Origin of the sequence: Phaeodactylibacter xiamenensis (assembly GCF_965229835.1) — a bacterium.
Taxonomy (GTDB): domain Bacteria; phylum Bacteroidota; class Bacteroidia; order Chitinophagales; family Saprospiraceae; genus Phaeodactylibacter; species Phaeodactylibacter xiamenensis.
In genome coordinates, this window is the sequence record NZ_OZ245931.1 from 5,416,690 (window position 1) to 5,439,314 (window position 22,625).

The 22,625-nt window shown below is 50.8% G+C and carries 21 protein-coding genes; 13 read left to right on the plus strand and 8 right to left on the minus strand.

The features are described 5' to 3' along the window. Positions 1-23: 23 nt before the first annotated feature. The gene (locus tag ACO08I_RS20595; protein ID WP_421946940.1) at positions 24-662 is read right to left on the minus strand and encodes a viroplasmin family protein; all 639 of its coding nucleotides are present in this window, start codon (positions 660-662) and stop codon (positions 24-26) included. Between the two features lie 120 nt (positions 663-782). On the opposite strand from ACO08I_RS20595, the gene ACO08I_RS20600 reads away from it, so the two are divergent. From ACO08I_RS20600 to ACO08I_RS20615, 4 genes are all read left to right on the plus strand, one after another. Further along, complete coding sequence (locus ACO08I_RS20600) at positions 783-1,373, plus strand: RNA polymerase sigma factor (protein ID WP_421946941.1); 591 nt, start codon at positions 783-785, stop codon at positions 1,371-1,373. Between the two features lie 74 nt (positions 1,374-1,447). Then, positions 1,448-2,008 carry a hypothetical protein gene (locus ACO08I_RS20605; protein ID WP_421946942.1) on the plus strand — a complete coding sequence of 187 codons (561 nt, stop codon included), beginning with the start codon at positions 1,448-1,450 and terminating at the stop codon, positions 2,006-2,008. Next, positions 1,992-3,164: a hypothetical protein gene (locus ACO08I_RS20610; protein WP_421946943.1), complete on the plus strand. Its 1,173-nt coding sequence runs from the start codon at positions 1,992-1,994 to the stop codon at positions 3,162-3,164. The genes ACO08I_RS20605 and ACO08I_RS20610 overlap by 17 nt, the downstream gene beginning before the upstream one ends. Positions 3,165-3,230: 66 nt before the next feature. After that, positions 3,231-4,634 (plus strand): MBL fold metallo-hydrolase RNA specificity domain-containing protein, encoded by a 1,404-nt coding sequence (locus ACO08I_RS20615; protein WP_421946944.1) that lies wholly within the window; start codon positions 3,231-3,233, stop codon positions 4,632-4,634. A gap of 129 nt (positions 4,635-4,763) precedes the next feature. Here the strand turns inward: ACO08I_RS20615 and ACO08I_RS20620 are convergent, their stop codons facing one another. From ACO08I_RS20620 to ACO08I_RS20635, 4 genes are all read right to left on the minus strand, one after another. Beyond that, positions 4,764-5,495: a hypothetical protein gene (locus ACO08I_RS20620; protein WP_044216565.1), complete on the minus strand. Its 732-nt coding sequence runs from the start codon at positions 5,493-5,495 to the stop codon at positions 4,764-4,766. Positions 5,496-5,773: 278 nt separating this feature from the next. Continuing rightward, positions 5,774-6,877, minus strand: a complete 1,104-nt coding sequence (locus tag ACO08I_RS20625) for an aminopeptidase (RefSeq protein WP_421946945.1) — start codon at positions 6,875-6,877, stop codon at positions 5,774-5,776. A gap of 95 nt (positions 6,878-6,972) precedes the next feature. Next, positions 6,973-8,529 (minus strand): glycine--tRNA ligase, encoded by a 1,557-nt coding sequence (locus ACO08I_RS20630; protein WP_421946946.1) that lies wholly within the window; start codon positions 8,527-8,529, stop codon positions 6,973-6,975. A 114-nt stretch (positions 8,530-8,643) separates the two neighbouring features. Then, the gene (locus ACO08I_RS20635; RefSeq protein ID WP_282783615.1) at positions 8,644-9,897 is read right to left on the minus strand and encodes a hypothetical protein; all 1,254 of its coding nucleotides are present in this window, start codon (positions 9,895-9,897) and stop codon (positions 8,644-8,646) included. A gap of 154 nt (positions 9,898-10,051) precedes the next feature. Between ACO08I_RS20635 and ACO08I_RS20640 the strand changes: the two genes are divergently transcribed. Then, the gene (locus ACO08I_RS20640) at positions 10,052-10,735 is read left to right on the plus strand and encodes a head GIN domain-containing protein (RefSeq protein WP_421946947.1); all 684 of its coding nucleotides are present in this window, start codon (positions 10,052-10,054) and stop codon (positions 10,733-10,735) included. A gap of 39 nt (positions 10,736-10,774) precedes the next feature. On the opposite strand, the gene ACO08I_RS20645 is transcribed toward ACO08I_RS20640, so the two are convergent. Both ACO08I_RS20645 and ACO08I_RS20650 read right to left on the minus strand, forming a co-directional pair. Then, positions 10,775-11,149, minus strand: a complete 375-nt coding sequence (locus ACO08I_RS20645) for a rhodanese-like domain-containing protein (RefSeq protein ID WP_282783619.1) — start codon at positions 11,147-11,149, stop codon at positions 10,775-10,777. A gap of 74 nt (positions 11,150-11,223) precedes the next feature. After that, on the minus strand, positions 11,224-11,952 hold the full coding sequence (locus ACO08I_RS20650; RefSeq protein WP_282783621.1) for a hypothetical protein: 729 nt from the start codon (positions 11,950-11,952) through the stop codon (positions 11,224-11,226). Positions 11,953-12,195: 243 nt separating this feature from the next. On the opposite strand from ACO08I_RS20650, the gene ACO08I_RS20655 reads away from it, so the two are divergent. The 4 genes from ACO08I_RS20655 (at position 12,196) to ACO08I_RS20670 (ending at position 16,443) form a co-directional block, all read left to right on the plus strand. Further along, positions 12,196-12,534, plus strand: a complete 339-nt coding sequence (locus ACO08I_RS20655; RefSeq protein ID WP_044216558.1) for a YegP family protein — start codon at positions 12,196-12,198, stop codon at positions 12,532-12,534. 91 nt (positions 12,535-12,625) lie between these two features. After that, on the plus strand, positions 12,626-13,369 hold the full coding sequence (locus tag ACO08I_RS20660) for a hypothetical protein (RefSeq protein WP_282783622.1): 744 nt from the start codon (positions 12,626-12,628) through the stop codon (positions 13,367-13,369). 263 nt (positions 13,370-13,632) lie between these two features. Beyond that, complete coding sequence (locus ACO08I_RS20665; RefSeq protein WP_421946948.1) at positions 13,633-15,534, plus strand: tetratricopeptide repeat protein; 1,902 nt, start codon at positions 13,633-13,635, stop codon at positions 15,532-15,534. 9 nt (positions 15,535-15,543) lie between these two features. After that, positions 15,544-16,443 (plus strand): aminotransferase class IV, encoded by a 900-nt coding sequence (locus tag ACO08I_RS20670; protein ID WP_282783627.1) that lies wholly within the window; start codon positions 15,544-15,546, stop codon positions 16,441-16,443. A gap of 5 nt (positions 16,444-16,448) precedes the next feature. Here the strand turns inward: ACO08I_RS20670 and ACO08I_RS20675 are convergent, their stop codons facing one another. Beyond that, the gene (locus tag ACO08I_RS20675; RefSeq protein ID WP_421946949.1) at positions 16,449-17,126 is read right to left on the minus strand and encodes a carboxypeptidase regulatory-like domain-containing protein; all 678 of its coding nucleotides are present in this window, start codon (positions 17,124-17,126) and stop codon (positions 16,449-16,451) included. Between the two features lie 336 nt (positions 17,127-17,462). On the opposite strand from ACO08I_RS20675, the gene purH reads away from it, so the two are divergent. The 4 genes from purH to ACO08I_RS20695 are packed head-to-tail and all read left to right on the plus strand — an operon-like array spanning position 17,463 to position 22,494. Further along, the gene (gene purH, locus ACO08I_RS20680) at positions 17,463-18,992 is read left to right on the plus strand and encodes a bifunctional phosphoribosylaminoimidazolecarboxamide formyltransferase/IMP cyclohydrolase (protein WP_421946950.1); all 1,530 of its coding nucleotides are present in this window, start codon (positions 17,463-17,465) and stop codon (positions 18,990-18,992) included. A gap of 6 nt (positions 18,993-18,998) precedes the next feature. Next, complete coding sequence (locus ACO08I_RS20685; RefSeq protein ID WP_421946951.1) at positions 18,999-19,733, plus strand: type III pantothenate kinase; 735 nt, start codon at positions 18,999-19,001, stop codon at positions 19,731-19,733. Continuing rightward, positions 19,714-21,081, plus strand: a complete 1,368-nt coding sequence (locus ACO08I_RS20690; protein WP_421946952.1) for a hypothetical protein — start codon at positions 19,714-19,716, stop codon at positions 21,079-21,081. Before ACO08I_RS20685 ends, ACO08I_RS20690 begins: the two co-directional genes overlap by 20 nt. A gap of 3 nt (positions 21,082-21,084) precedes the next feature. After that, a complete protein-coding gene (locus ACO08I_RS20695) occupies positions 21,085-22,494 on the plus strand; it encodes a hypothetical protein (protein WP_282783780.1) in 1,410 nt (469 codons plus the stop codon). Positions 22,495-22,625: the final 131 nt, after the last annotated feature.

Below are 22,625 nucleotides of genomic sequence, written 5' to 3' on the forward strand. Positions count from 1 at the left end.
GCTTAAAGGTTGTTCAACGCTGCTTACTTCCGCCCGAAGTCGGCAGGGATTTCACCCCAGCGCTCCGTATCCCACTTCATAACAGGGTTGCTGTAGGTGTTATTGCGCAGCCAGATTTCTGCCCGGGCGATGAGCTCGTGCAGCAGCTTGGTTTTGGCATTTTTGACCAGTTTGGTGTTGGCTTTTTTGCGTTTGACCCAGCCCATAGCCGTTCTGGAGTCGGTATAAATTGGTGTGTCTTTGCCTTGTTGCTGAAGTAAGGCCAGGGCATGCACGATAGCCAGGAATTCGCCGATATTGTTAGTGCCCAGGCTGAATTTTTTGTGGAAAATCTGTGCCTCGGTCTTGGTGTCAACGCCCTGATATTCCATGACACCCGGGTTGCCGCTGCAGGCAGCATCCACGCTGAGGCTATCCCAAATGATTTCTTTCCGGGCCTCCTCCGTAACTATTGGCTTGGCTTTGCGGGTGGAAGGGCTGCCGCTGGAAATGTGGTCTGCAAAATTACCCCTGAAAGCAGCTTCTGCTTCCTCCCGGCTTTTAAAGGATTTATACCGCGCATTCGGGAACCCTTTGATTTGTGCCTGACAGGCCGCCCAGGAATCGTAAACCCCGGGCGTCATACCTTCCCAAACTGTGTAGTACTTCTTCTTGTTCGCCATGTCAATTCGTTTCGCCGCCAAGATAAGGCACATCGGGGAGAATTTCCGAATTCCGGATTTTCGTGCAACCTTTACCGACCTTTCAGGTCATTTAAAAACACAGACGATCAACTGAAAGTCATGCATGCATTAAAGTCACCCGCTGTTGATTACAAACACCTGAAATTGGATTACGCAAGTACACATCAGGATATTGTCGAGAAGTGCAAACGCGGCAATCGCCGTGCTCAATTTGAGCTTTACCGGCTCTATTCCCGTGCCATGTACAATGTGTGCCTGCGTATGCTCCGGCACGAGCATGATGCTGAGGATTTGTTACAGAACTCCTTTGTTGATGTATTTACCAAGCTGCATACCTTCAGGTACCAATCTTCTGTTGGGGCCTGGATCAAGCGCATTGTGGTAAACAACTGCATCAATCATCTTAAGCGCAACCGTTTAAAGCTGGAGGAACTGGAAGACCGGTTTGTGGCAGACGAGCCCGATCAGGCCGGTATTACGACTGATGACCTTAGCCTCAGCGTTGAGCTGTTGAAGCGTGGGGTACAGCAATTGCCCGATGGGTACCGGGTGGTCTTTACTCTTTATGCTATGGAAGGGTATGACCACAAGGAAATTGCTGAAATCCTCGATGTCTCCGAAGCTACTTCCAAATCGCAGTACAGCCGTGCCAAAAAGAAACTCCGAAGCATTATCAGTGAAATGAGCTGAAAGGTATATTTCGGAGTGCCACATTTTTCATCACAGGGTAAAGCGGGCAAAGCCCGTTTTAAGACAAGTAGACTATGCACCGCGATCAATTTGAACAATTCATTCACGATAACCGGGACGCTTTCGATAGCGATGTGCCCGAACTAAAGGTATGGGGGGGAATCCGGCAGGACCTTGACCGCCGAAAGCACCGCCGCCTCATGCTTTGGCGGGTAGCGGGTATTGCTGCTGCTGTCATCGGGCTGCTTTTTTGCGGGGTGGCGCTAGGTGGGTACCTCAACCCGCCAATGCCCCACTCGGTCGTAAGCATTGATGATATTGGAGCGCAGTATGCCGCTCAGGAAGCTGCCTATCAGCAGGAAATACAACAGAAGTATCAACAACTGGTCAGCTACGAGCAGGCTGGTGCTGTGCAGCAGGATTTGGAACACCTGGACGCTACAATTGCTGAATTGCGCAGGGAACTTCAGGCTGCCCCTCCCGGCAAGGCAGAGGATATCGTAAAGGACCTGCTGGAGAACTACCGGGCCAAGGTGTACATCCTGGAGCGGGTATTGAACCGCATTCAGATGGCAGACCCAGATTTTGAATCCACTTCACCGAAGAAAGCCGATACGGATGACCGGGTTCTTTAAGCTTCCGGCAACGGAGCAGCGTAGCCGCGCTACATGCAGCGCTGCCCTGGTCCTGCTGGCCTCGCTGTTCACAGGGCTCTTGTACGGTCAGTCTCCCTGTGACTGTGAGACCTTTTCCAGGCTGATCAAGAAAGAATATCAGGTCTACCCCACTGTACTGGTCAATATTTCCAATAAATACGGCCCGGTCAGTGTGGAAGGGTGGGCACACAACCGTATCCGGGTGGAAGCCCTTACGGAAGTGGAAGCGGAGCATGAAGCTGCCGCTGCCCAGGTTTTTGACCGTATTGAAACGGAGGTGAACATACAGCAGCGGTTGGTGAATATTCAAACCAATATTGCACCGGCTGAGCAGGCCTGGTGGCCTTTTCCAAGCTTGCAAACGGCTGATTATTCCGTGTCCATCCGGGTGTTTTTGCCTCAACCGGCGGCGATTTCCCTACTGAACAAGCACGGGGCTGTTACGGTGAAAAACATTACCGGCAACGTATCTGCAGAAGTACTTAGCGGAGACGTATTTGGTGCCAACCTTGAGGGCGAAGTCACCCTCAACCAGAAAGACGGCACCCTCAACCTCGAACAAATCACCCGACTGAATGCCGATTTGGTTAATGTTGAGGGTAGCCTGACTTCCGGAGATTGGGTGAAAATCCGGAGCCGCTCTGCCATCCTGAAGTTCCGGAATATCGGCCGGCTGGAGAGTGAAACGCGCTACGACAACTACTACGTTGATGGTGGCGGTATTTTTACCAATCAGGGGCGGTATGATGAAATTTCGCTCGATCGGGTCCGGGAGGTAGAGGTAAGCACCTCACTTTCCCGCCTTTACGTGAACCGGCTCCGCCACACCGCAACAATTGAAGCAGACAGCAGCAGGGTCCGTATTACGGATCTGCCCGATCAGTTCCGGACTGTTAAGCTTGAAGGCCGATTTACTGACTTTAGGTTAGTTCTTGACCCCTTGATCAATTGCCAGCTCCGGGCTACAGCCCGCCACGCTGGTATTCGCTACCCCTACACCCTGCACCTGATTGAGGAAATCGAGACCAGCGACCGGCATACGGTGTCTGGCTATTTCGGTCAGCAGCGGCAAAGTAATATTGGGCGCGTGGAGGCTTCACTGGATTACGGTGGGCTGACGATAGAAGCAGATTGACAGACCTTCCCGGGATTTTACTATCTTGATGGCAGACAAATTGAAAATCTGAATTCAATCCAAGCCATGAAGATAAAATTCTGCGGAGCTGCTCAGGAAGTGACGGGTAGTGCTCACCTTATTACGCTAGACGACGGGTATACGATTTTGCTGGACTGTGGTCTGTATCAGGGGAGTGATGACGACATGAAAGATTTCAATGCACAGTGGCCTTTTGACCCTGCTGAGATTGACTGTCTGATTCTTTCTCATGCTCATATTGATCACAGCGGGCGTATCCCCAAGCTGGTCAAAGATGGTTTCCGGGGGAATATTTATTGTACGCACGCTACCCGCAGCCTTTGCGCGATCATGCTTTTGGACAGTGCCAAAATCCAGGAGTATGATGCAGAGTACCACAATAAGCGGCTTCGCAAAAAAGGGCGTACGGATGGCTTTGTGGAGCCTTTGTATACGCCCAGGGATGCAGAACAGGCATGGAATCTCTTCGAAGGGCATGGCTATAACCGCTGGTTTACCATACACGATGGGGTAGAAGTCCTTTTCCGTGATGCCGGTCATATCCTGGGTAGTGCTTCTGTCACCCTGCGTATCGATCAGCTGGGGCGTAAAACCTCCATTGGGTTTACCGGAGATATCGGGCGCCCCAACCGTCCTATCCTGCGGGACCCAATACCCATGCCTGAGGTTGACTACCTCATTTGCGAGTCTACCTACGGCAACAAAGACCACGAAAACGCACCTAACGAAATCAAGCGTTTTCAGCGGATCATTGAGCGGACTTGCGTGGAGAAACAAGGCAAACTGATTATCCCGGCTTTCAGTATCGGCCGTACACAGGAGATTGTTTACATGCTGGATCAGTTGGCATCTGCCGGCGAACTGCCGCGAATACCGGTCTATGTGGATAGCCCTCTTGCGGTTAACGCCACCACCATCTTTGGTGCCCATCCGGAGTGCTACGACAATGAATTGAATGAGTACCTGCTGGAAGATGATGATCCGTTTGGTTTCAATGGGTTGCAGTACGTACGCAAAGCATCTGTTTCCAAGGAGCTGAACAACTCTGATGCGCCCTGCATCATCATCAGTTCGTCGGGTATGATGAATGCCGGCCGGGTTAAGCACCACCTTTACCACCATGTTGTAGATCAGCGCAATACGTTTCTTATAGTGGGCTATTGTGCGCCTCATACCCCTGGCGGGCGGTTGCGCGATGGCGCGAAGGAAGTACGGGTATTTGGCCAGGAACGCCCCGTGAATGCCGATATAGAGGTCATGGACTCGTTCTCTGCCCATGCCGACCGGCATGAGATTCTGGACTTTTTGCGGAATCAAAGGCCTAAACTCCGGCAGCTGTTCCTGGTGCATGGTACACTGGACCGGCAGGAAGCTTTCAGGGGCTTCTTAAGTGAAAACGGCTTTGATCAGGTAGAGATTCCTGAGTTGCACCAGGAATATCGGATTTAAGAAGCCCTGCCTAACGTAAAAAACAGCAAGCCCCGCAGTAAACCCAATGAAGTACTGCGGGGCTGATTTTATGTAACGATGCGCTGAGCTTGTTCTACCCCAAAAGCGTAGAAGGTGTCAGTGCGGCAATTATTCAGGTTGCTTGTTCTGCTGAATTTTATTGAGCAGGAGGGCACCTTTCATCATGAAGTCATCATGGTGGTCCCGGTACTCATTGTGGATCATCAGCAGGCGAGCGGCATCGTAAGCGGCAGATTTAGGTACAATCTGACGGTCTGCGATGGGGTGCAGCCAATATTCCAGGTTGTGAGAACGCAGGTAGCTACGGTCATGCTCAAAATTAATGACCTTGGAGAGCTTGTTGAGGGAGAACAGGTAATCAGTCTCTTTATTGAGCTCTTTCTGCAGGTCAATGATGTTGTAGCGGTCAAACCGGCCTCCGGAGCGCTCGCACAGGAAAACATCCCGGCGCCCATCGAAGGTGATGAGGTCACGGAAGCGGTACTTACGCAGGTTTTTGATCAGGAAGTTCTTGATTGGCATCCGGGAGGGGCGGAGCTGATTGAAGGCTCCGGCCAGTTCCTTTTCTTCCAATCGGAAATCTTCACGGAATGGTTTACGACGGTGTGTGCGCATATTCACCACCTCCTTAACGCGACCGACTGTATGCCCCAGTTCATCTACTTTAGAGTAGACGCTCACGAAGTCAACATTGGCGTTGTTGATGAAGGTCTCTATGAAAATTCGGTTGGTGTCTTGTTCAAATACCAGCAGGCAGATTTCACTAATGGCGTAGAAATTGGGATATCCTCCGTAAATGTTGCCGTACTTTAATTCTAGAAATGCAATATTATTGTTCACGGTTTAAGGAGATTAAATGTTGGTTTATTTAATTGTGTTTCGTCGAGTTTTCTCGTTCTGATGCATAATTTGCTTGATGACCAGGGCTTTTCGTTCTCATTCATTTGGCTTGGGCAAAAAGCATTTCCATTCGCAAGTTATACAGAAAATTCAAATCCATTAAATTTTGAAAGGCTGAAATTTCAATAAAACCTACAATCTAACAGACTTTTAACGGCAAAACGCACCGTTTAACCTGCTGTACTCTTTCACAAATGAATACCCGGTTTAGTTTAACTTCAGAGGAATAAAAACTTGCCTTTCTCGTAAATTTTCTCTCCATCGGCATAAATTTCACCCTCTTTGGTCATATCGGTGATCATATCCCAATGTACGGTGGACTGGTTTTTGCCGCCAGCCTGCAGGTACGATTGACCGATAGCCATGTGCACCGTACCTCCGATTTTTTCGTCAAACAGGATGTTCTTTGTCATCTGCTGAATACGGTAGTTGGTCCCGATGGCAGCTTCTCCAAAACGCCTGGCGCCTTCGATCTGAAAAATCTGGTCCAGAAAATCCTTGCCCCGGGTGGCTTCCCATTTCTCCACGTAGCCGTCTTTGACGTACAACGTGGCGCCTTCCACTTCGTGGCCCATGTACAGAGCAGGGTACGAAAAGCGGATCACCCCGTTAACGGAGTCCTCAAGCGGGGAGGTGTACACTTCTCCGGAAGGCATATTCGTGCGGCCGTCAGAGTTGATCCAGCGGCGGGTCTTGTCGATTTTAAACCGGATGTCCACACCGTCACCTTTGTAATGTACTTCTTCCCGGTCGTTGAGCAGGTCCACGATTTGCTGCTGCTGCTCCCGGACTTCTGTCCAGCTTTGGATGGGGTCCTCATCATAGAGACGGCAGGCGGTAAAGACAAATTTTTCGTATTCCTCCAAAGACATTCCTGCTTCCTGCGCATTAGCGAGGGTAGGATACTGGCAAAGGCTGCGGCGCATATCCAGCGTGGCAGTGCGTTCGAAGTACTTTTTCATCACCGGTGCATGGGCTTCCTGCCGGATTTTGCGCTTGTCCGGATCTACGTTTTGGTCTTCCCGCAGGTTGTAAGGTGCGATGATGTACAGGTAGGTGTCGAATTCCTCCATTGCTTTCTGGTAAAGCGGAGAAATGTACCGTAACTGATCTTCTCCGGCTTCTTCCAGCAGAATCCGGCTTTGTTCGCGGAAAGAGAGGTCTGTTTCCACAACGGCACCTGCCCTGACCGCTTCCCGGTAGACTTCACGCACAAGAGGCTCCGCCAGCGTGGTACTGCGCAGGTACATCTTATCTCCCGGCTTAGTGCTCAGGCAATAGTGGACCAACAGGTGGGCATACTTTTGAAGGATGTTTTCCATAGCTTGTAGGTTTGGTTAGCGGCCGGAGGGTGGGCCGGTATAGAAAGGGGACGGGGCGCCCGGAAGGCTGCCCCGCCTGTTTCTGAGAAGGGGTGCTATTGCACCAGCAATTGTTTCATGTCTACCCGCTTGCGGATAATCTCCTCCAGCTGATCCACATGTACGCGTTCCTGTTCCAGGGTGTCCCGGTCGCGGAGGGTCACGGTCTGATCATCGAGGGCTTCAAAATCCACGGTTACACAAAAAGGTGTACCAATCGCATCCTGACGGCGGTACAGTTTGCCAATACTGCCCGTATCGTCGTATTGCACGTTGAAGGACAAGCGGAGATTGTTGAAAATATCCTGCGCCATATTCACCAGGCGTTCGTCATTGCGCTTAAGCGGCAAAATGGCACACTTGATGGGCGAAAGAGCAGGGTGTAGCTTCAGCACTTCCCGGGTGCTCTCCTTTCCGTTGGCGCCTGTTACGGTCTCTTCCTGAAGGGCTTGCGACATGGTAGCCAGGAACATCCGGTCGCAGCCAATAGAAGTCTCCAGCACATAAGGCACGTAGCTTTCCTTGGTTTCGGGGTCGAAGAACTGTAGCTTTTTGCCGGAAAGCTCCTGATGAGCGCCCAGGTCGAAGTCCGTCCGGCTGTGGATGCCTTCCAGCTCCTTGAACCCGAATGGGAAGTTGAACTGAATATCCGCAGCGGCATCTGCATAGTGCGCAAGATTCTCGCCGTGATCATGGAAGCGCAGCATTTCCTTAGGCGTGCCCAGGGCAAGGTGCCACTTGAGGCGGGTTTCTTTCCAGTATTCGTACCACTTCATCTGCTCGCCGGGCTTGATGAAGTACTGCATCTCCATCTGTTCGAATTCCCGCATACGGAAAATAAACTGCCGGGCAACGATCTCATTTCGGAATGCCTTGCCAATCTGGGCAATACCGAAAGGTAGCTTCTGCCGGGTCGTCTTCTGTACGTTGAGGAAGTTGACAAAGATACCCTGTGCGGTTTCCGGGCGCAGGTAAAGCTTGCCTTCCGCACCAGCGATGTTGCCCAGCTGCGTGGAGAACATCAGGTTGAACTGCCGTACCTCCGTCCAGTTGCGGGAGCCGGTATCCGGGTCTGTGATGTCCAGGTCCTCTATCATTTGCTTCAGGTCGGCCAGGTCGCTGTTGGACATAGCGGCACCCAGGCGGGCTTCAATCTCCGACAGCTCCTTAACGTAGCCGGATACACGCGGGTTGGTTTCCCGGTACATCGCTTCGTCAAAATCGTCACCGAAGCGTTTGCGGGCTTTGGTGATTTCTTTATCGATCTTGCCCTCGATTTTTTCCATGTGCTCCTCGATGAGCACATCAGCCCGGAAACGGCGCTTGCTATCTTTATTGTCGATCAGTGGATCATTGAAGGCATCCACATGGCCGGAAGCTTTCCAGGTCTTGGGGTGCATGAAAATGGCAGAATCCAGCCCGACGATGTTGTCGTGCATCTGTACCATGCTTTTCCACCAATAATCCTTGAGGTTATTTTTGAGCTCAACACCATAGGGGCCGTAATCATATACGGCGCTCAGGCCATCGTATATTTCGCTGGACTGGTAAATAAAGCCATACTCTTTGCAGTGGGCTACCAGTTTTTTGAACAGATCGTTTTGCTGTGCCATAGTTTCCTGATTAATTATACAAGGCTGTACGCTGTCGCACCGCCCGTTTTCGAGCCCGCTAAGGTCGTAAAAACATCACTTATCCGGAACTGAATGCCCGGAAAATACGGAGATTTACGGTTGGAATTGGAAAGCGCGAGTCCGTTCGAGCATTCCCTGTTCAGCTTCCCAGTGGGTTTGTTGTTGTGCAATGGCTTCCAATATCTGCCCATAAGTGGGGCGGGAGTCATAGGAGCGTGCGCTGAGCAAGGCGACTGTTTGCCGTCCGTTGCCCAGTAATACAGAGCGGTTGGCAGCGAAAACTTCCGGCCACTGCGGGAGAACGAGCCGCTCAAATTCCCGGGCAGTGCCGTAGATGGTCCAGTTGAGCCACGGGCCTGCGCCCTGGTAGTCAATAATGCGCAGTACGTAAAGGTCGGGCGTATCGCCGGTGGTACTCACGCTGAGGGTATCGCCTGCCCGCTCCATGCTGAATGCTGTAGTGGAAGCGGTGATACTGCCTGGAAGGGTACTGACGATCTTGTTGTAGCGGTTTGCTGCAAAAGGCAGCCCCTCAAAGGTGTTTTCTTCCTGAACGAGCAGCCGGAATCCATCGGGCAGGCTGGCAGGAAGGAGCGGATCGAAGCTGCCACTGACCAGGTCCGGCATTGAGGAATAATCAAGTACGGCTTCCCCATTTGGAGCAAGGCCAAAGATCCGGTACCGCCAGTTGCCGGCATTGGGCAGCCCGATAGGGCCTGCCTGTACCGGAGCAGGCAGGGCGTCATAGTCAAAACTGAAGGCATCCGGCCCGGCAGCTGGTGCCCAAAGATAGCGGGGCGTTGCCTCCCCATTGGCCTGCAGGGTGGCATAAGCTGGCGCCCCTTCCGGAACCTGAAGCGCAAAACTCAGTAAGTCGGCAGCCGGATCGATGAAGATATCGCCGGCGAATATCTCTTTGCTTTGCGCTGGCCAGAGGAGTTCGTCCAGGCTGCTGACGCCACTTACCGCTACCTCCCATTGTTCGGGGCGGGGCGAGGGTAGCGTATCCCAACTCAATCTGTCCGGTGCATTCAAAACAGAGATCAGGTTGAAAACGGTGCGGTTAGTGTTGTCCGGTGCTGCGGTGGAGGAGATTTCCAACAGATTGAGGTTGGGGTGGCCTGCGCATTGCTCTGCCATTAACAGCACATTGCTTTGGCTTTCTGCCTCCGTACGGGCAATAACAGCACCAGAGGTATCCGTTACCCAAAGCCAGCTGCCCTGACTTTCAAAGGTGGGCGTATTCCAGGTATATTCCGGTGGGGTGCAATCCTGTTCATCATCGTCTTTATTGCAGCCACTCCAAAGCCCGATGGCCAGGATAAGTACGAGCGAATAACGGTTCATAGGTTATCAGGTTAGTTTTGGGAATCGGTTTTAAGAACTTACGAAAGTGCAATCAGGTTCTCCTAAAACAGAAGAACCAGAAAATATACTACGCAGAATAGGGGAACAAGTTGCCTAAAGTCATCAAATAGCTGAACGTAAAAAAACAGAAATTATGAATACCATTCTAAGAGCAGTTGTTTTACTCCTCCTCCTCGGCTTTGCCGTAGTCTCCAATGCACAAGAGACCAGAAAGCTGGACCACTTCGACGCGTTATCGGTAACCGGTGACATTTCGGTTACACTGGTAAAGGGAGATACGCCTTCCGCCCTGATTGAGACCGATGGTATTGATGTAGATGATATTACGCTTTATGTCAAAGGTAAGACCCTGAAAATACAGCTTATCGAAGGCTTGTTCAAGGACTTCGACCGGGTCGAAATCACACTGACCTATAATCACCTGCGGGCTATTCGTTCCAGTGCGGGAGCGTCTGTTCGTACCTCAGGCCCTATCACCGGAGATGAGCTCAACCTGCGGGCTTCAAGTGGCGGGCAGCTGTTTGCTGAGGTAGATGTGAACGCTATCGAGGCTTCTGCTTCTGAAGGCGGTGTGCTCACGGTTTCGGGGCAGACAGAAGACCAGGAAGTGACGGTTTCCACCGGCGGTATGTATGAAGGGCTGGAATTGCAGTGTATGCGCACTTACGTGAAGTCCAATACCGGTGGCATGGCAGAAGTCGTTGCCCACAAGCGGCTCGATGCCAGCGCTAATACCGGTGGCAGTATTGATTACAGTGGCGAACCGGAAATTAAAAATGTCCGGTCTCTTATTTCCGGCGGTATCCGGAAGCTGTAATGAAAACGGTGGAATGGGGGGCAGTGCCCCCCGGTTTTCTTACTCCCAGTTTTTATAGCCCCCTTTCAGGTCATAAATTTCCTTAAAGCCCACAGCTTTGAGCTTAGCAGTGGCCTTAGCGCTTCGGTTGCCGGAGCGGCAGTAAAGCATTAGCGGCTCATCCTTATCAAACCGGGATTCAACCTGCTGTACGAAATCCTCATCAAAGAAATTGATCAGTTCTGCGCCTTCAATATGTCCGGCGTTGTATTCATCCGGCGTGCGGACGTCCAGCAATTGTAAATCCCCGATAGCAGCCATTTTCTCCTGATATTCCTTTTGGGGAAGGACGTATTGCTCCTCTGCAGTGTTTTGGCTTTGACAGGCATTCAGGGTGAAAACGGAAAGCAGTGCGATAAAAAGTGTTTTGTACATTGGATGTCAGTTTTATTGGTGGTAAAGATAGGAGTTTGTTGCTGCGGGCTCAGTAATACAGATCACCAGGCACCTTAAAGGCCAAACTGCAGGGTAAGGCCAATTTGAATCTGCAGCGTGGTGGTTGCGGTGATACGTTCTTCGAAAACCTCAATAGGGTCATCGATAACGGCAGGCGGATCGTCCATTCGTACCAGGTAACGCGCGCTTCCCCCCATGAGGTACGTACAGCGGGCATCAAGCAGCAAGTCAGGCCAGGAAGTCAACCGGGCTTGCAACCCAGCGCCCAGCCCTGCACTGAATGTATTGTCATTGAGTTCCGGGTAAGCCTCAATCAAATCCTCTTCGCCTTCATCAAAAAGCTGTACGTATTGCGTGCGGGTGTACGGGCGTTTCAACCCGATTAGCCCATCAGCATATGGCTGCAGGAAAAAGTTGGTGAAGGGTTTGAAACGGAGGAGCACATGCCCCAGCAGCATATTGGTACGGGTGCGCAGCTCATAGTTTTCCGGAAAGCCGTTTTGAGTGGTGGTAAACCCTACGGTCTCCTCATCAAAGCGCACCAGGCTGAAGTCAAGCCCTGCAAAGACGGGCCGTCCGGGGCCCATTTGAAAAAGGACCTGCCCACCCCCTCCGATGCCGTTCATGTCCAGCACCTGCCGGAAGCCTTCTAATGGGTTGAGCACTGAAAAGTGGCCACCAATCTGCATATATAAAGGATAGCGGCCGGGTTCGTCTGCCTGCGCTTGTAGCGCTACAATCCCGGTGTTCAGTAAAGTGCAAAGCAGGATGGTTCTTAGCATTGGAGCTCCGTTTAGGTTTCAAAATGCGAACATCAGGGAGGGCCTAAGAGTTGGGCCCATGCATTTAGTATGCAGTGCCTGAACGGCAAATTGCCATAAAAACTTGCTGTAAACGTGAAAAAGAGATAATTTTAGTGCGTTATGTAGTGACTTTACCGTAAAAAGCGCGTCTTCTTTTAGGCAATCCCCAACCAAAAAGATTAATTTCACTTTATTCAAAACACTACCAAACCAAAGACCTCTATGAAATTCGAGATTTTTCAGAGCGAGAATAACGAGAAATACTATTTCCGCCTTAAAGCAAAAAACGGGCAGATTATTCTCTCCAGCCAGGGCTATGCCAACAAGTCTGGCGCTAAGAACGGCATTGAGAGCGTAAAGAAAAACGCTGCTAAAGATGAGCTCTTTGAGCGCAAGGAAGCCAGCAATGGCAAATTCCACTTCAACCTGCTCGCCGGCAATAAGCAAATCATTGGCAGCAGCCAGATGTACGCAGCAAAGTCGGGTATGGAAAAGGGGATTGAGTCTGTAAAAACCAACGCTCCGGAAGCGACAATCGAAGACCTTACGGTTGAGAGCTAGCCTCAATACTTTTTATAGTTTTGAAAAGCTCCTGCAGCAACCGGTTTGCAGGAGCTTTTCTTATTTTAGCGCTTCATCAGATCCCTGATATATGTCAGCTATTGTACAACGCATCAACGCATGGTCCAGCCCCCGCAATATTAGTACTGCTCTGATGTACGCCTTCCGGCAAAGAGCAGACACGACGGTGGTCGACGAGCCTCTCTACGCGCATTTCCTGAAGCATGGACAAACGGAGGTTGTACACCCTGGCGCATCAGAAATCCTCAGCAGCCAGCTGAATGAAGGAGAGGAGGTAGTAAAGCAGGTGCTCTTGGGGCATTATACCACACCGGTGGCCTTTTTTAAGCAAATGACCCACCATCTGGTCGCTATGGATGAGTCCTTCTTGCAGCACATGGATAATATCATGCTTATTCGGGACCCCAGAGCCATCATTGCCTCTTACGCCAAAGTCATCCCTAATCCGGGCATTGATGATATCGGAGTGGAACAGCAGTATCATCTGTTTCAAAAGTTACAGGCTATGGGGGCGCTAAGGGCAGTGGTTGATGCCCGTCAGTTGCTCCTGGACCCGGAAGGGGTGCTGCGGCAGCTATGTGACCGGCTGGGGCTGGCATTTGATAAGGGTATGCTGAAATGGGCTCCCGGACCGCGTCCGGAAGACGGGGTTTGGGCCAGCTACTGGTACAGCCGGGTACATACTTCAACCGGGTTCCAGGCTTACGAGGAACGTACCTATGAATTACCCCCGAAACTGGAAGCGCTGGCAAAGCATTGTGCTCCTTATTACCATACGCTGTTTGATGTAGCACTAAAAGCAAGAGAGGTTTAGCCGCAGGGTCTTATCTGCCTTCTATCACAGAGGTATTGTGTTTTTTTTGTGTAAAATGCTTACCTTGTCGGTTGTGTAGAGCTAATGGCTAAAAGGGACAGGCGCACAGGTCAGAACCAAGTTGTAAATACCAAGCACACGCTGCCCGGGCTCGGCAGGGAGGCTGGAAAACTAAAGGTTTAGGCAGTTGTAAACCCATCAGCCGGCACTAGTTACCTAAATTAACCCTTATAAGCGCGCCCAGGAATGGCTTGCTCATAAATATGCAGCATCGAAAAAGTTATATTGCCACAATTGCAGGCATTCTTTTGTTCCTCACTATGAGTGTAACGGCTCAGCCCGGCAGCATAACGGAACAGTCTCTGCTTGACTCTCTCGATCAGGCTAAAACAGGAGAACGACATGCCTTCTGGCTCAAGGAACTGGCTTTCCATTATAAGTCAGACCGACCTGCCACTGCGCACAGCTATGCGCGGAGCTCCCTGGAAATCGCGGAACAGCTCAACAACCAAAGAGCCATAGCTGATGCCCTTCACGTGGAAGGTATTGTGTATTGGTATCAGGGCAAGGTGGCAGAAGCCTCGAAGGCATTCTTCAAAGCATTGGAAATCCGGGAAGGAATTAATGACAAGCTGGGATTGGCCCGTTCCTATAACAACATTGGTAATGTTTTTAGCTGGCAAAATAACTTTCAGGAAGCTGGCTTATACTACAAGCGGTCACTGAATCTCCGGCAGGAGCTACAGGACAGTAGTGGTATGGTGTATTCTTTGGCAAGCCTCGCGGAAGTAGCTGCCCTGCAGGATGATCTTAAAGAAGCGCAGCACTACGGGCTGCAGGCACTTGATTTGGCCCGGCAAATACAAAAGCCTGATGCGGAAGCCTTCTGCTACGAACACCTCGGGCAGATTATGCTGAGCAAAAATCAGCTGAATGAAGCTTTAAATTATTTCCTGGATGCCGCTTCCATAAACCGCGAAATCGGAAACCAAAACCAGCTCGCTGAAAACCTGCTGGAAATTGCCTCGGTGAAAGCTCTTGAAGGGGCGTATGCCGCTGCAATAGATTCCTTGTATGAATCAGTAGAGATTAGCCGTGTGATTGATGCGAATGACCTGGAGGCCGAGGCGCTCAAAAAGCTGAGCCTGAATTATGCTGCCCTGGAACAGTTCGACAGTGCCTATTTCTACGCCATCAATTATCAAATAGCAGACGAAAAAATCACCGGAGAGAAACAAGCCCGGGTTCTCTTTGATGTACAGGAGCAGTACCGGTCACAACTGGAGAAAACCGGGCTTTTGCTCAGGCAGCAGCGTAGTAACCGGCTGTTAATCTGGCTGTCTGTAGCTATTGTAGCGTTACTCATTTTCTTTATCCGCTTAATGTATGTTAAAAATCAGCGCCTGCAGCGAACAGACCGTAAGCTAAAGGAAAAAGCGAGCGAAATCGAACGCGTCAATAAAGTGTTGGCGACTCAGAATGAAGACCTGCGGAACTCCAATGACTCCCTGAGGGAATTCGCATATGTGGTATCTCATGATCTTCGGGAGCCGCTCCGCACGATAGGGTCCTTCACAACTTTGCTGGCCCGGCGTTTCCCCAACGATCTGGATAATCAGAGCAGGGAGTACATCAATTTTATTGTCAAGGGGACTAAACACATGAGCTTGTTGCTCGATGGGTTGCTTTCTTACGCAAAGGTCAGCAATACGGAGTCTCTTGCCTTAGAGCCGCTTAATCTGAATACAGTAGTCAGGAATGTACTGGAAATTCTGGATGCAGAGATAGAGGATACCCAAGCCCATATACAAGTGGCTGAATTGCCAGTGATCAACGGCAACCGGGCGCTGCTTTCTCAGCTTTTCCAAAATCTGATCGCGAATGCTATGAAGTTCAATAACAAACCTGAGAAAAGGGTCTGGATCCGTTATCAGGATAAGGGCGATATGCATCAGATTGCGGTAGAGGATAATGGAATTGGTATTGATGAAGCCTTCAAGTCTAAAGTTTTTCAGATCTTTCACCGCCTGGAGAAAAACAAATACAAGGGTACCGGCCTGGGCCTGGCTATTTGTCAGAAAATTGTGGCGCGCCACCGCGGCAAAATAGAGCTGGAGTCTGTACTCGGCGAAGGCACCCGCTTTTTAGTTTACCTGCCAAAATGATCTGAAAACATGTTACAACAATACGATCCGAGAAATGAGCACCTCCTGATTTACATCGACGGGGAGCTGTACCCCAGGGAAGAGGCGAAAATCTCTGTTTTTGACAGCGCTGTACAAGGTGGTGATGCGGTATGGGAAGGCATTCGGGTGTACGATGGCCGGATCTTCTCCCTGGATGAGCACCTGGAGCGCCTTCAGAATTCCGCCCACGCTATGGCTTTCCGGGAAGTGCCCTCTAATGAGGAAATCAAAGCCGCACTTTTTAAAACCCTTCAGGCCAATGGCATGCGGGACGAAACTCACATCCGCCTGACCCTGACCCGGGGCAAAAAAATCACTTCAGGTATGGATCCCCGCCTCAATCAGTTTGGGCCCACCCTGATTATTGTGGCAGAGTGGAAACCACCCGTATACCCCCCGGAAATTACGCTGGTCACCTCTTCAGTCCGCCGGAACTCTGCTATGTCGCTGGATTCTAAAATCCACCACAACAATCTCATCAATAACATCCTGGCCAAGATCGAAGCCAACCATGCCGGCGCAGATGCCGGGCTGATGCTCGACAAGGATGGTTTCGTCTCGGAGGCCAATGGGGTGAATGTATTCTGTATCCGCAAAGGCGTGGTCTACACCCCTCACGCCGACAGCTGCCTGCCGGGCATCACCCGTCAGCATGTGATCAACCTGTGCCGGGAGCAAGGCATCCCCATCGTGGAGAAAAACCTGTCGCTTACCGAATTCTACACCGCTGATCAGGTTTTTACCACGGGCACGATGGGCGAGCTCACCAAAGTCGCCGAAATCGATGGGCGTGCCATCCGAAGCCGCATGGAAGAAGACCTGTTGGAACAAATCAAGGGCTACTTCCGGGCGATGACCCGGTCGGGGGGAGAGCCTTTACCGTTTTAGCTGGCTCACTCAACGATTAGCGGTAAAGTCAGCTGATTGTTTTTATCGATGCATCGAAGTAAGTAGGTGCCTGTTGGCCATTGATCGACCCGTAGCCTAAATGGAGAGGGAGGTAAATTGTGGTATTGTTCCACTATCTGCCCTGATGCAGTGTAGACTTGCAGTGTTTTCAGTGGCTGTGTCAATTCCACGGTAACCACTTCGGTTGCAGGGTTAGGGAAATATTGGATGTCCGGCAACGAGATGGGAGCATCAACTTCGGGTTCGGCGTCCTTCTGGTTCCTGATTATAGAGCCACACCGATATGTACAACCTGAAGCATAAAAGGGGCCATTCGCGCTAACTATTACCTCATCCATGTTTACAGCTTCCGGTATTAATTCAGCATAAAGCCAGTTCTGCTTTCCAGCGTACATCTTGAAACCACGGACGCTTTCGGTTTGGTGCCCGAGGTAAGATACCTGAATATCGTAAGTTCCCGGATCCAGGCCGGAAAGTTCAATATGCCCGCCATCTTCAGAGGCCGTACCCGTTATCAGAATATTATGTTTGAAAAGCGCAATATTCGCACCATAAAGCGGCTGCCCTTCTGCATCGTTGATTTGGCCGACAAGGGCGGTTTGGGCCAGAAGCAGCGAGCTGCCAAAGAGCAGCAGGCAAGTCAGGATGAATGTACATTTCATTTTCATAGCTTCAAGTTTTTAATGAATAAAAAAGCCGGGACATGACGCCCCGGCGTACCTAAAATTGCTTTGTATGAAGAGTTCTTGATTTCCTGGGGAAGCATGCTGCCACCCATTTAGATGGCAGCACGGCTTGTTAACCCTGTGTCAGAGCAAGCGCGCTTGTTTTCATAGCTTGTTGTTTCGTACAATTCAAAGTTATGGGCAATGCCGGCCGTAAACCAACCGAAAAAAGGGCTTATGTCAGGTTCCTGATTGCCATAAGGCGACGGGCTTTCGCCTTTGCTATCTCGGGCTGAATCCCTACCTTTGCAGCCTGTTCAACAAACCTCTGCCATGGCAAGCAAAAAAATACAATCTGCACTCATTTCCGTTTACCATAAAGATGGCCTGGAGCCTATCGTGGAAGAGCTCAAACGTTTGGGCGTTCAAATCTATTCCACTGGCGGCACACAGCAATTCCTGGAGTCGCTTGGTGCTACCGTGAATGCGGTGGAAGACCTGACTTCCTATCCTTCCATCCTTGATGGGCGGGTAAAAACGCTGCACCCCAAAGTTTTTGGCGGTATCCTGGCCCGTCGCGAGGAGAACCATCAGGAACAACTAAAACAATATGACATACCGGAAATTGATCTGGTAATCGTAGACTTGTACCCCTTTGAGGAAACGGTGGCCAATACAGACGACGAGGCAGCGATCATCGAGAAGATTGACATCGGTGGTATTTCGCTGATCCGGGCAGCGGCTAAGAACTACAAAGATGTGGTCGTAGTGCCTTCCAAGGCAGAATATGGCATGCTGGAAAAGCTGCTTAAGGAAAAAGACGGTGTAACGGAATTGCCTGACCGCAAGGCGCTGGCCCTGCGTTCCTTTGGCGTTTCCTCTCACTACGATACGGCTATTTTCAATTACTTTAATCAGGGAGAAGCCGCTGAGGCTGCCTTCAAGCAAAGCATATCAGAGGCACAGGCCCTTCGCTACGGCGAAAACCCACATCAGGCGGGCACTTTCTACGGGAAACTGGAGGATATGTTCGACATCCTGGGCGGGAAGGCCCTGTCCTTCAATAACCTGGTGGATATCGATGCGGCAGTGGGGCTGATGCGCGAATTTCAGGATGCGGACCCTACCTTTGCGATCCTCAAGCACACCAATTCATGCGGTGTAGCGACACGGCCCACGCTCCTTCAGGCCTGGACGGATGCCCTTGCTGCGGACAACGTTTCCGCATTTGGGGGGATCCTGATTGCCAATACGACGGTAGATCTGGCGACCGCGCAGGAAATTGACAAGATTTTCTACGAAGTACTCATCGCACCAGATTTTGCACCAGAGGCACAGGAATTTCTTTCAAAAAAGAAAAAACGCATTTTGCTCCGCATCAAGGCGTTTTATGCGCACGAGCGTAGCTTCAAGAGTTTGCTCAATGGCGTTATCGAGCAGGACACTAACCTGAAGATGGAAACCGCAGAGGAACTGGAAACGGTAACCCAAAAGGCACCGACAGCAGCGGAAAAGGAAGACCTGATCTTCGCACTGAAATGTGCCAAACACCTCAAATCGAATACCATCGTACTGGCACGCGGGCAGCAATTGCTGGGCATGGGCTGCGGGCAAACCTCCCGGGTAGATGCGCTGAAGCAGGCGATCGACAAAGCCAGGCATTTCGGTTTTGAACTGGACGGAGCAGTAATGGCTTCCGATGCTTTTTTCCCCTTTGCAGACAGCGTGGAAATCGCCTGTGAAGCCGGGGTTACAGCAGTGGTGCAACCGGGCGGTTCTATTCGGGATAAAGACAGCATTGAGTATTGCGATGCCAACGGTATGTCTATGGTATTTACCGGCGTACGCCACTTTAAACACTAATCCCGTTTGAATTTAGCCATCGACATAGGCAATACCAGGACCAAAGCTGCCGTTTTTAACGATGGTGTTTTGGTTCAGCACGAAGAATGGCCCAACGGAAGTGTGCCCAACTTTTTTGAGTACGCAACCAACCAAGCCGTTCAAAATATCATCTTATCTAATGTAGCCGGTGCTGTGCATTTGGATGTGCAGGAGCAGTTACAGCATCATTTTCGCTTTTTTGAGCTACACCCTACAACTCCTATACCTGTTAGCCATGAGTATGATACACCCGAAACTCTGGGCAAAGACCGCCTGGCCGCTGTAGTGGGTGCGTATACATTATTTCCCCAACAGCATTGCCTGATTGTGGATGCAGGTACCTGCATTACCTACGACTGGCTGAGCGCGGAAGGGGTGTACCTCGGTGGGAATATTGCACCGGGCTTATCTATGCGGCTACAGGCTATGCACCGGTTTACAGCCCGGTTGCCTGAGGTAAAGCGGGGTGAAGCAACGGCGCTGATCGGGCGATCTACCGAAAAAGCCATGCGTAATGGCGCACAGCAAGGTATTTTGTTCGAAATAGAAGGCTACCGGCAGTGGTCAGAGGCTAATTTAGGGCCTGTAAAGGCCTTACTGACAGGGGGAGATGCCATTTTTTTGGCGAATAAGCTCAAAAGCGAGATATTTGTGAACCATCATTTGGTCCTGCTGGGGCTAAATAAAATTCTGGAATATAATGTCAAGCGTCTGGAGTAGAATAATTGTGTTGGCCTGTTTATGCAGCAGTGCCTTTGTGGTGTTGGGACAGGACGTTGCTGTGGAAGCAGATCCGAAGATCAATTCTCCTTACTCCCGGTTTGGGCTGGGGGATTTCAACGCTCAGTATATGCCGGCACAAGGTGGTATGGGAGGGCTTACGGCCGCTTACCACGATCCTTATCATATTAACCCTTTGAACCCGGCGGCACTGTCACGACTTGACGCTACGGCTTTTGAAATTGGCATTGACGCCAGGTACAGTACACTCACTACAGAGGATGCTTCTGCTCCGTTTTGGAGCGGAAACCTGACCTACCTTGCCCTGGCTTTCCCGCTGATCAACCCGATCAACGAAGTGTTGGACCGAAAGGATACCAAGCTCGGGTTGGGCATGGCATTTATATTGCAGCCCTATACTACAGTGGGGTATAATGTGGAAACGACACAGGAAGCCGGTTCAGCCGGGTTGAGTACGAATTTTCTAAGAGGCAAGGGAGAGACCTATCGCCTGAGCTGGAGCAATGGCATTCGCTACGGCGGCCTGTCGGGAGGGCTGACGCTGGGCTACAACTGGGGTACCCTGGAAAACAGCCGCCGGGTGGAATTTAATGATCTTCCACTGAGCTATACTACCGAATTTCTGGATGAGTACACCATGACCGGGCTGTTCTGGCGGCTTGGCCTGCAGTACACCCTTGTCTTCAAAAAAGCCGATGAGAACGGCGAGCTGAAACCAACGGGCCGCCGGCTGATTTTTGGTTTGCACGGCAACACCGCCAACTCGTTCAATACCGAAGCTTATCGCTTTGGGCAAAGGTTTAACTCCAATTTCGGCTTCGTTAACCTTGTGGATACCTTATTCAACGAGGTTGCGGTAGAAGGGACAGGTCAGCTGCCGGCTGAGTTTACCGCTGGTGTGACCTACGAGCGCCTCAACAAAGTACGGCTGGGGGTGGAAATGGGCCTTGCGCAGTGGAGCAATTACCGCAACGACGCACAATCCAATACCGATTTGTCTAATTCGTGGCAGGTACGAGTAGGAGGGGAGTACATCCCGGATTACCTCTCTTACGATAGCTATTGGGAGCGTATACGATACCGGGTTGGGGCCTTCTACGGCAATGATCCCCGTTCCTTTGAAGGCGATCAGCTGCTGGATTACGGGTTAAGCCTCGGTTTTGGCTTCCCGATCATCCTGCCCCGTCAGCGGACCTCCTTTGTTAACTTTACAGTGGAGGCTGGTCAGTTTGGGCTACAGCAAGCCCTTCGGGAAACCTACATCAATATGACACTTGGATTTACATTAAATGATAACACTTGGTTCTTCAAACGAAAATTTAATTAAACTATGAAAGAGTTACGTATTTCACTGATCGCCCTTTCGCTTTCTGTGCTTTTTGCAACCGCTGCAGGGGCGCAGTGCGAGACCTGGAATGGTAAACCCTTTGAGGAAGAAGCAACGAATGCTCACGTACTTTACCGTGGAGTCGTTAAAGGCAAAACTGTAGCTGATCTTGAGGCATTGTCTGAAACAGAGTTCCAGATTGCCTATGAAAACTGGGAAAAGGCTTACAAACTGGCACCTGCAGCGGATGGCCAGCGCCCTTCTCACTTCTCCGATGGTATTGACTTGCTCAAAGTCAAATATAAAAAGACAACGGATGCAGAAGAAAAGAAAGCAATTGCTGAGCGCATCCTGAACCTTTATGACCAGCAGATTGAATGCTACAAGAACGAAGCGTTCCTGCTTGGACGTAAAGGCTTTGACATGTTTTATATGCCGGAATATGGCTTCCGCCAATCTACCTACGATGTACTGAAGGCTGCTGTGGAACAGGGCGGCAATGATGCAGAGTATATTCTTCTGGAACCTATGGGGCAAATCCTGGCTTATTTCTTCAAGTCAGGCAAGATTGAGCAGCCGGAAGCACAGGAAATGTACAGCAAACTGGAGGCGATTGCCGAGTATAACCAGGAAAACAACGATACCTACGGAGAGTACTACGCAGCCTCAAAAGCACGTATGGACAACGCCTTCAAGGAAGTAGAGGACCAGGTGTTTGACTGTGGCTATTTCAAGAAAAAGCTTATGCCACAGTATGAGGAGAACCCTACCGATCTGGAAGTCGTGAAGTACGTATACGTAAAGCTGCGTCAGCAAGGCTGTGATTCCACTGAGACTTTCATGCAGGAAATGAAGTCCAACTACGAGCAGCTTGCTAAAGCTGTTAATGACTCGCTGGAGACGGCACGCCGGGAGCGCAATGCCTGCTACGATGCCACACAGCTGCAAAAAGAAGGCAACTATGATCAGGCACTGGCCCGGTACGAAGAATGCCTCAACTCTGACCAGGAAATGGACGACGAGGGCAAAGCCCAGATTTACTATAGTATCGCGTCTATCAAGCTGTACCGTAAGAATAATGCTGGTGGTGCACTTTCTGCTGCCCGCAAAGCGGCAAGCCTTACCAATGGCTGGGGCCGGCCTTACCTCCTGATTGGTGACTGCTACGCCAAACTGGGCCGTAATTGCGATGACTGGACCTCTCGCCTGGCGATCCTGGCAGCTATGGAAAAGTACCGCTATGCTAAGTCCGTGGACGGTGAGGTAGCTGATGATGCCGACAAGCGCCTGAGCCAGTACTACGGTGCCATGCCAGAAAAGCAGGAAGGCTTCATGCGTAACGTTTCCGAAGGGCAGCAGGTGTCCGTAGGCTGCGGTATCGGCGAAACAGTTACTGTACGCTTTAAGGATTAATAAACACTCGCAAGAACCTAAGAGATAAAATGGCCCGGTACGCTAAGAAGCGTGCCGGGCCATTTCATTTCAAGCGTGAGCCTGAATAATTGCCCTGCTGAAGCCTCCCAAAACAAGCCTGCACCCCGACA